General features: G+C 72.5%; 12 protein-coding genes. 9 read left to right on the forward strand and 3 right to left on the reverse strand.

Annotated features, from left to right (window positions below):
- Positions 1 to 23 precede the first annotated feature (23 nt).
- Positions 24 to 686, reverse strand: a complete 663-nt coding sequence (locus AC3A3L_RS09340) for a fasciclin domain-containing protein (RefSeq protein WP_487639722.1) — start codon at positions 684 to 686, stop codon at positions 24 to 26.
- Positions 687 to 914: 228 nt separating this feature from the next.
- Positions 915 to 2,456, reverse strand: coding sequence for a molybdopterin-dependent oxidoreductase (locus AC3A3L_RS09345; RefSeq protein ID WP_487639723.1), 1,542 nt, complete (start codon positions 2,454 to 2,456; stop codon positions 915 to 917).
- 58 nt (positions 2,457 to 2,514) lie between these two features.
- Here AC3A3L_RS09345 and AC3A3L_RS09350 point away from each other — a divergent pair, with 58 nt between their 5' ends.
- The 9 genes from AC3A3L_RS09350 to pabB all read left to right on the forward strand — a co-directional run bounded on the left by AC3A3L_RS09350 (position 2,515) and on the right by pabB (position 13,486).
- Positions 2,515 to 3,285: an enoyl-CoA hydratase-related protein gene (locus AC3A3L_RS09350; RefSeq protein WP_487639724.1), complete on the forward strand. Its 771-nt coding sequence runs from the start codon at positions 2,515 to 2,517 to the stop codon at positions 3,283 to 3,285.
- A gap of 70 nt (positions 3,286 to 3,355) precedes the next feature.
- Positions 3,356 to 3,778: a hypothetical protein gene (locus AC3A3L_RS09355; protein ID WP_487639725.1), complete on the forward strand. Its 423-nt coding sequence runs from the start codon at positions 3,356 to 3,358 to the stop codon at positions 3,776 to 3,778.
- Between the two features lie 118 nt (positions 3,779 to 3,896).
- Positions 3,897 to 6,074, forward strand: a complete 2,178-nt coding sequence (locus tag AC3A3L_RS09360) for a HelD family protein (protein ID WP_487639726.1) — start codon at positions 3,897 to 3,899, stop codon at positions 6,072 to 6,074.
- 109 nt (positions 6,075 to 6,183) lie between these two features.
- Entirely contained in the window at positions 6,184 to 7,188 is a 1,005-nt protein-coding gene (locus AC3A3L_RS09365) for a hypothetical protein (RefSeq protein ID WP_487639727.1), read from the forward strand.
- Positions 7,189 to 7,198: 10 nt separating this feature from the next.
- Positions 7,199 to 7,792 carry a class I SAM-dependent methyltransferase gene (locus AC3A3L_RS09370; RefSeq protein ID WP_487639728.1) on the forward strand — a complete coding sequence of 198 codons (594 nt, stop codon included), beginning with the start codon at positions 7,199 to 7,201 and terminating at the stop codon, positions 7,790 to 7,792.
- 43 nt (positions 7,793 to 7,835) lie between these two features.
- Entirely contained in the window at positions 7,836 to 9,728 is a 1,893-nt protein-coding gene (locus AC3A3L_RS09375; protein WP_487639729.1) for an anthranilate synthase family protein, read from the forward strand.
- A 113-nt stretch (positions 9,729 to 9,841) separates the two neighbouring features.
- Positions 9,842 to 11,545, forward strand: coding sequence for a sulfatase-like hydrolase/transferase (locus AC3A3L_RS09380; RefSeq protein ID WP_487639730.1), 1,704 nt, complete (start codon positions 9,842 to 9,844; stop codon positions 11,543 to 11,545).
- A gap of 25 nt (positions 11,546 to 11,570) precedes the next feature.
- Positions 11,571 to 12,194, forward strand: a complete 624-nt coding sequence (locus tag AC3A3L_RS09385; RefSeq protein ID WP_487639731.1) for an anthranilate synthase component II — start codon at positions 11,571 to 11,573, stop codon at positions 12,192 to 12,194.
- A complete protein-coding gene (gene pabB, locus AC3A3L_RS09390) occupies positions 12,194 to 13,486 on the forward strand; it encodes an aminodeoxychorismate synthase component I (protein WP_487639732.1) in 1,293 nt (430 codons plus the stop codon). Before AC3A3L_RS09385 ends, pabB begins: the two co-directional genes overlap by 1 nt.
- Before the next feature lie 58 nt (positions 13,487 to 13,544).
- Here pabB and AC3A3L_RS09395 read toward each other — a convergent pair whose 3' ends face one another.
- A complete protein-coding gene (locus AC3A3L_RS09395) occupies positions 13,545 to 14,951 on the reverse strand; it encodes a sensor histidine kinase (protein WP_487639733.1) in 1,407 nt (468 codons plus the stop codon).
- Positions 14,952 to 14,960: the final 9 nt, after the last annotated feature.

Here is a 14,960-nt window from a genome sequence, read left to right on the forward strand (position 1 = left end):
CGTAGTGGTCGTCAGGCGACGACTCACATCTCCGGCATCAGGACCTGGTCGACGACGTACACGGTGGCGTTGGCGGTCTGCACGTTGCCGCAGACGACGCTGGCGTCACCGATGGTGAAGTCCTCGCCCTCGCCCTCGACGGTGAGCATGTCGCCGGCCAGGGTCTCGTGCTCACCCGCGACGTCCTCCGGGCTGAGCCGCTCGCCGACCACGTGGTGCGTCAGGACGGTGGTCAGCATCTCCTTGTCCTTGAGGAGGGCGTTGAGCTGCTTCTTCGGGATCGCGGCGAACGCGTCGTCGGTCGGCGCGAAGACGGTGAGGTTCTCGGCCGAGTTGAGCGTGTCGACCAGGTCGGCCTCGGTCACGGCGGAGACCAGCGTCTTGAGGAGCGGGTTGTTGGAGGCCGCGGTGGCGACCGGGTCGTCGGCCATGCCCTCGACGGAGCCCTCACCGCTGGTAGGGACGCCCGCGCAGCCGGGACCGAACGGCGCGTCGGCGGCCATCGGCTCCTCGGACTCCATCGGCGACTCGGACTCCGAGCTCTCGGACTCCATGGGGGCCTCGGACGTGGTGGACTCGGTGGCGTTGCCGTCGTCGCTCTCGTTGCCACAGGCGGCCAGGCCCATCGACGCGGTCAGGGCGAGGGCGGCGAGGCCCATCGAGCGGGTGCGGAGCTTGGTGTTCATGACACTGCCTTTCGGTTGGAAGCCTTCAGGGGGGCCGTGGGGCCCGCTGTCAGGAGGTGTTCGGGGCCGGCCGGGGGGCGGATGGGTCATCCGGCGAAAAAGTTTGGACAATCCTTGGACAAGTCTCCAAGCGCGCCGTCGAGCGGTGAGTGAGGCAGGTTCCGGAGGCGCGGAACCTGCCTCACTCACCGCCCGACGACGCGTGGGGGGTGGGCAGGAGGTCAGCGGTCAGGCGATGAGGACCGAGATCTCCTGCAGGCCGCTCGAGCCCTCCGGGAAGGGCCGCATCCGGACGTCGGTCTGCACGTCGCCGTCCTTGTTGGTCGCGCGCGAGGCGATCAGGTGCCGCCCCGGCTCGGCGTCCCACTCGAGGTACCACTGGCGCCAGTAGTCGTCGTTGACCGCTGGCCCGAGCTTCGCGCGTTGCCACGGGCCGCCGTCGATCCGCACCTCGACCTTGTCGATGCCGACGCCCTGGGCCCAGGCGATACCTCCGACGACGACCGTCCCGGCGTCGGTCTCGGAGAGCGGCTTGGGGGTGTCGATGCGGCTCGAGATCTTGATCGGCGCGTCCACCACCCAGTCGCGCTCGGTCCAGTACGCCTGCTCGGCGTCGTACGTCGTCAGCGTCATCCGGGTGATCCACTTGCACGCGCTGACGAAGCCGTAGAGGCCGGGCACGACCATCCGCGCCGGGAAGCCGTGCGTGCGCGGCAACGGTCCGCCGTTCATGCCGATGGCGATCATCGCGTCGCGCCCGTCGAGGGCGACGTCGAGGGGCGTGGAGATCGTCATCCCGTCGACGTCCGTGGACAGGATCTGGTCGGCCTTCGTCGCGTCGATGCCGGCCCTGGCCAGCACGGCCTCGAGCGGCACGCCGAGCCAACGGGCGCCGCCGACGTAGGGCCCGCCGACCTCGTTGGAGACACAGGTGAGCGTGATGTCGCGCTCGATGGTGTCCATCGCGGCGAGGTCGTCGAAGGTGAGCGTGACCTCGCGGTCGACGTCGCCGTCGATGGTGAGGGTCCACGAGTCGACGTCGACGGTGGGCAGCGTCAGCCGGGTGTCGACGCGGTAGAAGTCGCCGGTGGGGGTGCGCAGCGGCGTGATGCCGTCGTACTTCGCCTCCAGGCCGGTGGGGAAGGACGACGCGGGGTCGGTGGCGACCGGCAGGGCGACGTCGGTACCGCCGAGGCGGTACGACGTCACCCAGCGCCCGGCGGCCCCCATGGCAGCCGCGGCCACCGCCAGTCCACCGGTGGCCAGCACGACCCCGCGTCGTGTCGGACCGTCGACCCCCGGCGACGGGTCCAGGACGCCCCGGCCGTCCACCCGGTGCAGCCACCACAGCGAGGTGGCGGCGACCGCGGCGGCGACCAGGGCAGGCAGCAGGTCCAGCGGCCCGGACCCCGGGCGCAGGACGGCCAGCACTCCGGCGACGCCCGCCAGCCCCACGAGGACGAGCAGGCCCGCCGTCTCGCGGCGGGCGGTGACGACGCCCGCGACCGCGGCCAGCAGCAGCACGACGAGCGTCACGGAGCTGACCAGGACCAGCTTGTCGGCGTTGCCGAACTCGCGGATCGCCCACTCCTTGAGCGGCGTGGGCGTGAGGTCGATGACGGTCGAGCCGACGGCGAGCACCGGCGACGCCGCCGGCACGGTCAGTGCCGCGACCAGGTGGGCGGCGGCGAGACCGACGACGGTGGCGAGCACGCCGTACGCCGCGTGGCGCAGGGTGCGCGGCCGGGACCGCTGGTCGAGGGGGTGCATGGGTGGTGTTCGGAGCGGCCGGGCTTCCGGATGTGTCAGGTGCGGCAGGATGCTCGCCATGACCGCCCCGACCGACCAGGCCCCCGCAGAGCTGGTGCACTACGACGTGGCGGACTCCGTCGCCACCATCACCCTCGACAGCCCCGCCAACCGCAACGCGCTGAGCCGCCAGCTGGTGACCGAGCTCTTCGCCCACCTCCAGCGTGCCGGCGACGAGCCGGATGTACGGGCCGTGCTGATCGAGAGCTCCGGCAAGGTCTTCTGCTCCGGCGCCGACCTCAGCGAGGCGTCGACGGAGGGCATGGAGGCCGGCACCCGCCGGATCGTCGACCTGCAACGCCTGATCGCCACCCTCGACAAGCCGGTCGTGACCAAGAACCTCGGTGCCGTCCGCGCCGGCGGCATCGGCATCGTCGCCGCGGCCGACATCGCCATCAGCGCCGAGGACGCCACCTTCGCGCTGACCGAGGTGAAGCTCGGGCTGGCGGCGGCGATCATCAGCCTCACCGTCCACCACCGGATGACCCCGCGGGCCGCTGCCCTCACCACGCTCGGCGGCGAGGTGTTCACCGGCGCCGAGGCGGCGGCGTACGGACTGGTGACGAAGGCCGTGCCCGCCGACGACCTCGACGCCGAGGTCGCGGCCGTGTGCGCCAGCCTGGCGACCGGGGCGGCCCAGGGCCTCCGCGAGTCCAAGCGCATCCTCAACCGCGACCTCGTGGCGCGCATCGACGCACTCGGCGAGGAGATGGCGCAGACCAGCACGCGGCTGTTCGCCTCCGACGAGGCGCGCGAGGCGATGACCGCCTTCCTCTCCCGCAAGAAGTAGCGCCCGCGCTGCATCCACGGGCGGTCCCCGGCCGGAGAAGTGGGAGGACCACTTCGAGGAGGCTGTGGAGATGATCCTCACCGACCCGAGCAGCTGGCTGCTGCTCGTCGCCGCGGCGCACCTCGGCTTCCAGCTGACGGTGTCGCTGGTGGTCTACCCCGCGCTGCGGGAGGTCGACGACGGGGCGTGGCCGGCGGCGCTCGAGCGCCACTCGCGCCGGATCGCCCCGCTCGTCGGTGTGCTCTACGTCCCGCTCGTCATCGTCCTGGTCTCGACCGCCGTGGCGGAGCCGGAGGCGTCGGGCACCTGGCTCGCCCTCGTCGGCGGGGCGGTGTCGGTGGTCACCACCGCAGCGATCGCCGCGCCGCTGCACGGCCGGCTGGGCACCACCGCGGAGCGTCCCGAGCTGCTGCGAGCCCTCGGCCAGGCGGACCTGATCCGCACGATCGGTGCGGCGGTGTGCGTGGCGGGCGCCGTCCTGCTCGTCGGGTGACGTCCCGCTGGTGCGGTCCAGGATCCACGGGAAGTCGGTGGTCGTCGGTGCTCGCCGGTACCCTTGTCCGCCTGCCCGGGACCGTTGGGCAGTGGTTCATGGGGGATGAGGAGCGGGAGTGAGCGAGGAGCTCGAGGCGCGGGAGATCGCGGCGGAGCAGGCGTACGTCGACGAGGTCTACGTGCAGCTGGAGGCGTCGACGCGCAGTGCGCGGGCGCTGGCCGCAGAGGGGCACAGCCGCGGCAAGCTGGAGCACGAGGGCGGTCTCGTCGAGCGCGACGCCATGGTCTTCCAGGCCGCCAAGCGCATCGCCCAGCTCGACGCCGCCCACGAGGGGCTGGTCTTCGGCCGCCTCGACCTCGACCCGGAGATCGACCGCGAGCCGCGCTACATCGGCCGCATCGGCGTGCGCAACGAGGACCGTGACGTGCTGCTCATCGACTGGCGCGCCCCGGCCGCCGGCGTGTTCTACCAGGCCACGGCCGCCACCCCGTCCGGCGTCGTACGCCGCCGGGTGCTGCGCTCGCTGCACCGCACCGTCATCGGCGTCGAGGACGAGCTGCTCGACGACCAGGTCGAGACCGACCTGCCGATCGTCGGCGAGGGCGCCCTCATGGCACAGCTCTCGCGGGCCCGCGACCGGTCGATGCACTCGATCGTGGCCACCATCCAGGCCGAGCAGGACAAGGCGATCCGCGCGCCGGGCAAGGGCGTCGTGTCGATCTCGGGCGGCCCCGGCACGGGCAAGACGGTCGTCGCCCTGCACCGCGCGGCGTTCCTGCTCTACTCCGACCGCCGCCGCTACGAGGGTGGCGGCGTGCTGGTCGTCGGCCCCAGCGGCGTGTTCATGCGCTACATCGAGCGCGTGCTGCCGAGCCTCGGCGAGACGGCGGTCGCCCTGCGCTCGCTCGGCGAGGTCGTCGGCGGCATCCGCGCGACGCGCCACGACGAGCCCGCGGTCGCCGACGTCAAGGGCGCGACCCGGATGGCCGAGCTGCTGCGGCGCGCGGCCCGCCAGCACGCGCCCGGTGCGCCGACCAGCTTCCGGATCTACTGGCGCGACGAGACGATCGTCCTCGACCCGGGCCTGCTGGGAAGGCTGCGACGCCAGCTGATGTCGCAGGGGCGTCGCAACCGCCAGCTCCCGCGGGTGGCCAAGACGCTTCTCGACGCCATGTGGCGCCAGGTCACCGGCGAGCGCGGCAAGGAGCGCGGCCGGGAGGCGTTCGAGGACGACATGCTCGGCCACGAGGGCTTCGTCGAGTTCGCGTCGGCCTGGTGGCCGCCGCTCGACGCGCCCACGGTCTTCGGCTGGCTCCGCGAGCCCGACTTCCTGGCCCGCGTGGGCGAGGGCGTGATCAGTCGCGAGGAGCAGCTGCTGCTCCTGAAGTCGTGGGCGTCCGGCGACCTCTCGATCGAGGACGTCCCGCTCGTCGACGAGCTCCGCTACGCCCTCGGCGACGTCCCGCAGCGCACCGACGACGAGCGCGACCTCGACGAGACGGGCCTGCTCGAGGGCGGCGTCGACCTGCAGGAGCTCACCACCATCTCCGAGCGCGACTACGCCCCCGGCGGCCGGCAGTGGGCGCCGCCGACCCACCGCATCGAGGACGACGGCTACGCCCACGTCCTCATCGACGAGGCGCAGGACCTCACCCCGATGCAGTGGCGGATGGTCGGCCGTCGCGGCCGCGCCGCGAGCTGGACGATAGTCGGCGACCCGGCGCAGTCGTCGTGGCCCGACGCCCCGGAGGCCGCCGCCGCGCGCGCCGAGGCGCTCGAGGGCAAGGAGCTCCACGAGTTCCACCTCTCGACGAACTACCGCAACTCCGCCGAGATCTACGCCTTCGCCGCCGACTACGCGCGCCGGGTGGGGCTCGACGCCGACCTCCCCGACGCCGTACGCCGCACGGGCGAGGAGCCGCAGGTCGTCGGCCCGGTCGACGACCTCGAGGCCGCCGTGCGCGACGCCGTCACCACGATCGCCGGTCGTGTCGAGGGCACCGTCGGCATCGTCGTGCCGGTCGCCCGTCGATCCGAGGTCAACGCCTGGCTGGCGTCGTGGCCCGAGCTGGCCGACGACGCCGCCGGCGCCCGGGCAGCCGTCGACTCGAGGGTCACGCCGAGCGGCGAGGACCGGGTGGTCGTGCTGACCGGACTCGACACGAAGGGACTGGAGTTCGACGGCATCGTCGTGGTCTCGCCGCAGGAGATCGAGGACGAGTCGGCCACGGGCCGGGCCACCCTCTACGTCGTGCTCACCCGCGCGACGCAGCTGCTGACGACCGTCGGCTGAGAGTCGCTCCACGCGCCGTTGGCGCGAGCACGTATCGTCGGCTGCTCATCACGGGCCGGCACGGACCACCAGCACGAGACGGCCAGGCCGTCACCACATCGGGAGGCTCATGCACCGGCTCAGGCACCGGCTCAGGCACCGGCTCGGGCAGGGCCACGCGCGGCGAGGCGACCGCCGGTCCGCCGGGGTCCTCGCAGCGGCCGTGCTGGTGGGAGTGACCGCGTGCACCGGCAACCCGGTGTCGGACTCCCTCGTCCCGGACGTCCCGGAGCCCGACGCGACCGCCCCCGCGGCCGACGTACCGCAGGCCGCGGTGACCGCGCCGGTCGCGGCCGACCCGACAGCGCCGGCGGTGACCGCCCCTGCCGTCGGCACGCCGCCGCCCGCGGCCGAGCCGGCGCCTGCGCCCGCGCCCACCTCGGAGTGGGAGGTGGTCTTCGACGACGAGTTCGACGGCCCCGCCGGCACCGCGCCCAGCCAGTGGCACCCGCTGGCCGGGTGGAACGGTGCGTCCCTCGACGGCCAGGGCAGGCTCGAGGTGGACCGCCTCGCGCAGCTGCGCTCGAACTCCGGCTGGTCCCTGCCGGCCGGCACCCGCGTGCGCACCACGGTGAGCCTGGTGATGCCCGACACCGGCAGCAACTACGCCGCCTTCTGGGTCCAGCACCCCAGCCCCCTCGACCCTCGTGAGATCGACGTGATCGAGAGCTACGGGCCCTCGAAGCCCGCGGGCGCCCAGGTGGGGTCGCACATCTGCTACGACGACTCGCCCGAGACGGCGGCCAACGCCTGTGCGGCGACCGGCCGCGCACCCGAGCTCTGGCCGGTCGCGGACTCCTTCCCCCAGGGCGCCGGGCCGTGGGACACCTCGTGGGAGTACGCCGCCGAGTTCACCATCGGCGGTGACACCGTGAGGTTCTCGGCAGCCGACGGCGCGGGCAACGAGCTCTACAGCGTCACCACGCTGCCCGACCCCCGCCGGGTCCCCAGCAACACGATCCCGCTCCACCTCAGGCTCTCCAACAAGGACGTCGTCCCGCGCTACGCCGTGAAGGGTGGCAAGCAGCACAGCATGTTCGTCGACTGGGTCCGGGTCGAGGTGGACTACCCGTAGGCTCCTGCGCATGCGCGACACGAGAGGCGAGGACTACGCCCGGCGCCTGCAGGCGAAGGAGCAGGTCCTGTGGAAGCGGGTGCTCAACGTCCAGGCGCCCTACCAGCGCAACATCCGCCGACAGGGCCTCGGTCGCACCCTCGAGGTGGGGTGCGGCATCGGTCGCAACCTCGCCACCCTGGCGGCGGGGTCGGTCGGCGTCGACCACAACGCCGCATCCATCGAGATCGCCCGCTCACGCGGCATGGTGGCCCTCACGACGGCGGAGTGGGCCGAGTCGGACCTCCGGGTCCCCGAGTCGTTCGACGGGATCCTGGTGGCCCACGTGATCGAGCACATGCCGGCCGAGGAGGGCGAGCAGGTCATGCGGTCGTACCTGCCCTACCTGCGGCCGGGCGGCAAGGTGTTCTTCATCTGTCCGCAGGAGCGCGGCTACGCCTCCGACCCCACCCACGTCCGGTGGACCACGGGCCAGGACCTCGAGGACCTGTCCCGCGCGTTGGGCCTGCAGCCCGAGCCGTGGCGCAGCTTCCCGTTCCCCCGATGGGCCGGCAAGCCGTTCGTCTACAACGAGTTCCACGTCCTGGCGACCAAGCCGGCCTGAGATGCCCGCCGACCGCTGACCGCCCCGCCGTAGGGTTTCGGCCATGACCGAGACCCCTGCCGTCCGAGACCTCCTGGAGCAGATCCAGGGGTACGGCGCGTGGGCGGTCATTCGGCGCAAGGCCTCGCCCACGGCGGGCCTGGTGGGCGGCACGCCGCACGAGGTCGCGAGCCTGCTCGACATCCCGCTCGAGACCGGCGCCCCGGAGCCGGGTCGGAGCGCGGACCGGCTGGTCGCCGTGCCGTTCCGCCAGGTGCGCGAGCGCGGCTTCGCCGCCATCGACGACGGCACGCCTTTGACGGTCGTCGACATCGAGGCCGAGCACGAGGTGCCGGTCGACGACCTGCTCGAGGCGCTGCCCGACGTGCCGGTCGAGTTCGCCGACCGCGGTGGCTTCGCGACGAGCGACGAGGACTACGGCGAGGTCGTCGAGGCGATCATCCGCGACGAGATCGGCCAGGGCGAGGGCGCCAACCTCGTCATCGGTCGCCACTACCGCGCCGTCGTCGCCGACTGGGACGCCGCGAAGGCGCTGACCGTGCTGCGGCGGCTGATGGAGCGCGAGCGCGGCGCCTACTGGACCTTCTGCTTCTTCACCGGCGAGCGCTTCCTCATCGGCGCCAGCCCGGAGCGGCACGTCTCGGTGCGCCAGGGCGACGTCCGGATGAACCCGATCTCCGGGACGTTCCGGGTGGCGGGCCACGGTGACGCGCTCAAGGACCGGCTGCTCGACTTCCTCGCCGACGAGAAGGAGGTCTTCGAGCTCTTCATGGTGGTCGACGAGGAGCTCAAGATGATGTGCGACATCTGCCACGAGGGTGGCCAGGTGCTCGGGCCCTTCCTCAAGCCGATGACGCACCTGATCCACACCGAGTACCTCCTCGCCGGCCGCTCCGATCGCGACCACCGCGAGATCCTGCGCGACACCATGTACGCCGCGACGGTGACCGGCGCGCCCGTCGAGAACGCCTGCCGGCTGATCGCCGACTACGAGCCCGAGGGTCGTGGCTACTACGGCGCCGCGCTCGCCCTCTTCGGTCGCTCGCCCGACGGCACCCCGACGATGGACAGCCCGATCCTCATCCGCACGGCCGACGTGTCGCCGGCGGGGGAGCTCAAGGTGACCGCCGGCGCGACCTTGGTGCGCGACTCCGACGCGGCCGACGAGGTGGCCGAGACCCGCGCCAAGGCGGGCGGCATCCTCAGTGCCTTCGGCCTGGCGCCGGCGGCGACCTCCGACGGCACCGACATCGCCGAGCTCGCGCGCGACGAGGACGTCGTACTGGCGCTCGGCAGCCGCAACCAGCGGCTCTCCCGCTTCTGGCTGACCGACCAGGCCGGGGAGCCGGCAGACCCGGGGCTGGCCGGGAGGTCGGCGGTGATCCTCCACGGCGAGGACGACTTCGTGAACATGCTCGTCCACGTGCTCGGTGTCTTCGGCATGACCGCACGCGTGGTCCGGCACGAGGACTACGCCGCCGGCGCCTTCGACGGCGCCGACCTGGTCATCGTCGGACCGGGGCCCGGCGACCCGCGCGAGGGCGACCACCCCAAGATCGCGTCGTTCCGTCGCGCCGTCGACGACCTGCTCGCCTCGCAGCAGCCGTTCCTCGCCGTGTGCCTGGGGCACCAGACGCTGTGCCAGCGCCTCGGCCTCGACCTCGGCTACAAGGACGTCGTCTTCCAGGGAACCCAGTCGCCGGTCCGGCTCGACGGCCGCACCGAGCGGGTGGGCTTCTACAACACCTTCGTCGGGCGCGTGCCCGACGGCGTCGAGCTCCCGTCCGGGGTCACCGTGGAGGCCGACGAGGCCACCGGCGACATCCACGCCGTCGTGGGGCCGCACTTCCGCGGCATCCAGTTCCACGCCGAGTCGATCCTCACCGAGAACGGCTACGACCTGCTCCACACGGCGGTGCGCGACCTCCTCGCCTGACCCGTCGGCTAAAGTCGACCGAACCTATACACATTGATTCGGCGTGGCAGGCAACGAATCGGGGACTCACGACGTCACCCTTGGTAGCCGGCTCGGGACACGACGGGGGAGCAGTGGGGACGTTCAAGGGAGCGTGGGCAGGCGTGTGCCTGCTCGCACTGATGGCATGCGGGGCGACCGGCGGACAGGTCGACGGACCGGGCACGCCCGACGACGTCGCGCCGCCGCGCGTGACGCGGGAGGCGGACGCGGTCGCCGGGCTCGAGCCGGCGGCGGCACGGGTGACGCCGCCCAGCATCGTGGTCGTGATGCTCGACGACTTCTCGATGGACCTCGTCCAGACGATGCGCTCGGTGCAGCGGATGCGGAAGGCCGGCGCGAGCTACCCGCACTCGTTCGTCACCGACTCGCTGTGCTGCGTGTCGCGCTCGAGCTTCTTCACCGGGCAGTACCCACACCAGACCGGCGTCCGCACCAACACGTCCAACAAGGGCACGTCGAAGCTCGGCGGCTGGCCGGCCTACGACGTCCACGGCAACCCCGAGCGCGCGTTCAACGTGCGGCTGCAGGAGGCCGGCTACCAGACGGGCTTCGTCGGCAAGTTCCTCAACGAGTACGAGTGGTCCCCCGGCCGCGCGCTGCCGCCGGTCGTGCCGGGCTGGACGACGTTCAACACCGTCTTCGGCTCCGCCTACGACGGCTGGGATTTCGCGAGCACCTCCATCGTCGACGACCGGCTGCGGCTGGTGCACCACCCGGCGCCGCCGGCCAGCGCGAGCAACGCGGCCAAGGACAAGGCGTACGCCGGTGCGGTGATCGGTGGCATGGCGATGGACTTCGTCCGCACCAACGAGGCCGCGGGAGCGCCGTACTTCCTCGAGGTCGCGCTCTACGCGCCGCACAACCGGACGAACCCACAGGGCCACTACGCCGGTGACCCGCTCTTCCCGCCGATGTTCCGCGACCGCACCGGCAAGCGCAGCTGCGGGCGCGTCGCCTGCGGCAAGCTGACCGTCGACGACCTCCCCGGCTTCGCCGACCCACGCAAGGACAACCGCCCGCGCCTGGCCAACGGCAAGCAGGCCCGCGCGTGGAACACCGTCCGCACGCTCCCCGCAGCCGCTGCCGTCCGCGACCTCCGCGACCGCGCGCGGATGGCCCAGTCGGCCGACCGGCTGGTGAAGCGCATCCTCGAGGCGGTGGGACCGAACACCTACGTCGTGCTCACCTCCGACAACGGCTTCCACCTCGGCCAGAACGGCATGGGCCGCGGCAAGGGGACGCCGTACGACACCGACGTCCGCGTGCCGCTCCTGGTCACCGGCCCGGGCGTCGTGCCCGGCACGCGCCGCGAGGTCACCAGCAACATCGACCTCGCCCCGACGTTCGAGGAGCTGGCCGGGCTCGCGCCCGCGCCCTACCGCAGCGGGCTCTCGCTCGTCCCGACCCTCGCCGACCCGAAGCTGGTGCGGCAGTCCCACGCCTTCCTCGAGCACACCCAGCAGACGCTGACCGGCAACGACCCGGACGCCGCCTTCAGCGGCTCGGAGCTCGACCGGATCCCGTCCTACACGGCCGTGCGGAGCCGCACCGGGCTGCTGGCGCGGTTCGACCTCGACCCGCGGCCCGGCAAGGTCACCTGGGGCTACGAGTACTACAGCTACAAGCGCCAGAAGTTCGAGAAGCGCAACACCTTCGCGAGCAAGAGGCATGCCCCCGAGGTCGCCGCGCTGATGGCGAAGCTCGCGGCGTTCGACGGCTGCCAGGAGGTCGGCGACCAGCCGGTCTCGGACGCGTGCCGCGTCGTGCGCCAGTAGGCGCCGCGCCCACTACTGTCGCTGCGTGCAGCCGGACGTGATCGTGGTCGACCACCACGACTCCTACACGTGGAACCTGGTGCACCTGGTGGCCCGGGTGACCGGCGTCCTGCCGCGCGTCGTGCAGCACGACGAGGTCTCCGCCGCGGAGGTTCTCGCCCACTCGCACGTCGTCCTGTCGCCCGGACCCGGCCACCCGTCGTCCCCCGCGGACTTCGCGGTGGGCCCGGCGGTGCTGCGGTCCGGCACCCGCCCCGTGCTCGGCGTGTGCCTGGGCATGCAGGGACTGGTGACGGCGTACGGCGGCACGGTGCGACGCCTGGCCCCAGCCCACGGGGAGGTGGCGACGATCGAGCACGACGGCGCGGGAGTCTTCGCCGGCGTGCCGCAGGGTTTCGCCGCCGTCCGCTACCACTCGCTCGGTGCTGTCTCGCTGCCGTCGTCGCTGGTGGCCACGGCGTGGAGCGAGGACGGCGTGGTGATGGGCGTCCGCCACGCGTCGCTGCCGATCGAGGGCGTGCAGTTCCACCCCGAGTCGGTCCTGTCCTCGCACGGTGAGGACCTCGTCAGGAACTTTCTCCGTACCACCCCACGACCTTCTTCTCCCCCGCTCCGCTCCTCCGAACAACGCCGCGGGGACCCCGGATGATGAGCGACCCCGTCGCCTTCTTCCGGTCCGTGGCCGCTCGGCACCCGCGCTGCTTCTGGCTCGACGGCGGCGGCGCGCGCGAGTGGTCGGGCCGCCGCTCGATCATCGGCTGGCTCGAGGAGGACGACCCGTCCTTGTCGTGGTCGGCGGCCCGACGCGAGGTCACCCTCCACGCCGACGGCACCTCGAGGGTCGTCGGTGACGACGTCTTCGCCGTGCTCGAGCAGCGCATCGCGGCAGGGGAGCAGTGGTTCGGCTACCTCGGCTACGCCTCGCGCACCGACCTCCCCGCGGCCGCGGACCCCGCCCTCCCCGACGCGCTCTGGATGCGGCCGGCCGCGGTGCGGGTGTTCGAGCATGCGGCGGGGGTTGCTGGGGAGCGGGGCGTGCGCTTCGCAGATTCCCCGCTCGAGCGGGGAAACTGGCACTCGGAGGGGGTTGCAAAGGCCTCGAGGAGTCAGGTTCCCCCTACAAGTCCCCCTCCCAGCTCGTACGCCGCCGCCTTCGCCCGCGTCCAGGAGCACCTGCACGCCGGCAACTCGTACGAGGTCAACCTCACCCACCGGCTGTCCCGCACCTCCGACCTCGACCCGGTGACGGCGTACCTCCGCCTCCGCGAGCTCAACCCGGCGCCGTACAGCGGCTTCCTCCAGCACGACGTCGACGGGGCGCGCGGCTGGCTGCTGTCGAGCTCGCCGGAGAGGTACGCCCTCGTCACCCCCGACCGCCACCTCGAGACCAAGCCGATCAAGGGCACCACCCCGCGCGGCGCGACGCCCGAGGAGGACGAGCACCACCGCGAGCGGCTCGCGCGCGACCCGAAGACCCGCGCCGAGAACCTGATGATCGTCGACCTGCTCCGCAACGACCTGTCGATGGTGTGCGAGGTCGGGTCGGTCGAGGTGCCGGAGCTGATGCAGGTCGAGTCCTACGAGTCGGTCCACCAGCTGGTGTCGACGGTCCGCGGACGGCTGCGCGACGACGTCTCGACGGTCGCCGCGCTGCGCGCGCTGTTCCCCGCCGGCTCCATGACGGGCGCGCCCAAGCTGCGCACGATGGAGATCGTCGAGGAGGTCGAGTCGACCCCGCGCGGGGTGTACGCCGGCGCGTTCGGCTGGATCAGCGGCGACGGCCCGGCCGACCTCGGCGTCGTCATCCGCTCGCTGATGACCGACGGCACCGGCACGTGGACCCTCGGCACGGGCGGCGGCATCACCGTGAAGTCCGACGTCGCGGAGGAGTGGGCGGAGTCGGAGTGGAAGGCCGAGCGGCTGCTGCGTGTCTTCGACTGAGGCTTGGCACCCGAGCTTCCCGGTTGGTGACCGAGATGTCGGCCCCCAAGCGGGAGACTCACCGGATATCCGGTGACTCCGCGACCGCGGCGACGCCGGGCAGCCAGAGGGCGAAGCGCGCGCCGCCGCCGGGAGCCTCGGTCACCTGGACCTGGCCGCCGTGGCGGTCGATCACCTGGCGCACGATGGCCAGACCGAGGCCGGAGCCGGGCATGGCGCGGGACTCCTCGGCGCGGTAGAAGCGCTCGAAGACGTGCGGCCGGTCGGCCTCGGCCACGCCCGATCCCTGGTCGTCGACGGTGAGCACCCCGTCGGCCAGCCGCACGGTGACGGTGCCGTCCGGCGGGCTCCACTTGGCGGCGTTGTCGAGCAGGTTGGTGACGGCCCGCTCCAGGCTGTTGGAGTCACCGACGACCCGCCACGGGTCGAGCGCGACGTCGAAGGACACGCCCTGGGCACGACGGCGTACGCGTGTGACCGCCCGCTCGACGACGTCGGCGAGGTCCACCTCGGTGACCACCCGGGTCGCGGGCTCGTCGCGCGCCAGCTCGACCAGGTCGCCGACGAGCGCACTGAGCTCCTCGATCTGGCCGCGGACGTCGTCGAGCAGCTCGAGCCGAGCCTCCGGCGGCAGCGCGTTGTTGCCCTCGGCCTGGCGGAGCAGGTCGAGGTTGGTGCGCAGGGAGGTGAGCGGCGTACGCAGCTCGTGGCTGGCGTCGGCGACGAGGCGGCGCTGGCGGTCGCGGGAGGCGCTGAGGGCGAGCAGCATCTGGTTGAACGCGGTGGCGAGGCGCGCGACCTCGTCGTCCCCCTCCACGCTCAGCGGTCGCAGGTCCTCCGTCATCGCGATGTGCTCGACCCGCGAGGTGAGCCGGCGCAGCGGCCGCAGCCCGTTGCGGGCCACCAGCCAGCCGGCGAGCAGCGCGGCCAGCACGCCGAGGGCGCCGAAGACGAACAGCACCCCGCCGAGCTTCTCCAGCGTCCGGTCGTTCGCTGCCAACGGCTGGGCGAGGATGAGGGCCTCATCCCTCCCTGCCTGGACGGTCGCGACCCGGAACCGCTCGCCCTCCCGGGTCACCAGCGTGCGCACGGCAGACTCGCGCTGGCCGGTCACGACGTCGTACTCCGGCTGGCCGAGGGTGAAGTGCGGGATGTCGGACCCTGACATGCCACGGCCGTCGGCGCTGATGAAGATGATGCGGACGTCGGCCGCGCCCAGCATCCACGACGGGACGCCGCCCGAGGTGACGCGCGACAGGGTGGTGTTGGCGGTCGCCTTGTGCGCGCGGTTGAGCAGCGACTGGTCGAGCGAGCTCATCATCTGCTGGCGCATCACCACGAACGCGGTGAAGGCCATGACGGCGATCGAGAGGCCGAGCGCGACCGTGGTCAGCACGGCGACGCGCGACGCGAGCGACCTGCGGTAGTGCCAGCGCCCGTCGGGCCAGGCGGTGGCGGTGCTCATCTCGTGCTC

This window comes from Nocardioides sp. Soil_C_8 (assembly GCF_057656315.1).

What these genes read in the sequence shown, in the direction of transcription:
- AC3A3L_RS09375 (WP_487639729.1), top strand. Translation starts at nt 7,836, where the DNA reads ATGACCGAGACCCCTGCCGTCCGAGACCTCCTGGAGCAGATCCAGGGG.
- AC3A3L_RS09340 (WP_487639722.1), bottom strand. Translation starts at nt 686, where the DNA reads ATGAACACCAAGCTCCGCACCCGCTCGATGGGCCTCGCCGCCCTCGCC.
- AC3A3L_RS09395 (WP_487639733.1), bottom strand. Translation starts at nt 14,951, where the DNA reads ATGAGCACCGCCACCGCCTGGCCCGACGGGCGCTGGCACTACCGCAGG.
- AC3A3L_RS09355 (WP_487639725.1), top strand. Translation starts at nt 3,356, where the DNA reads ATGATCCTCACCGACCCGAGCAGCTGGCTGCTGCTCGTCGCCGCGGCG.
- AC3A3L_RS09345 (WP_487639723.1), bottom strand. Translation starts at nt 2,456, where the DNA reads ATGCACCCCCTCGACCAGCGGTCCCGGCCGCGCACCCTGCGCCACGCG.
- AC3A3L_RS09350 (WP_487639724.1), top strand. Translation starts at nt 2,515, where the DNA reads ATGACCGCCCCGACCGACCAGGCCCCCGCAGAGCTGGTGCACTACGAC.
- AC3A3L_RS09365 (WP_487639727.1), top strand. Translation starts at nt 6,184, where the DNA reads ATGCACCGGCTCAGGCACCGGCTCAGGCACCGGCTCGGGCAGGGCCAC.
- pabB (WP_487639732.1), top strand. Translation starts at nt 12,194, where the DNA reads ATGAGCGACCCCGTCGCCTTCTTCCGGTCCGTGGCCGCTCGGCACCCG.
- AC3A3L_RS09370 (WP_487639728.1), top strand. Translation starts at nt 7,199, where the DNA reads ATGCGCGACACGAGAGGCGAGGACTACGCCCGGCGCCTGCAGGCGAAG.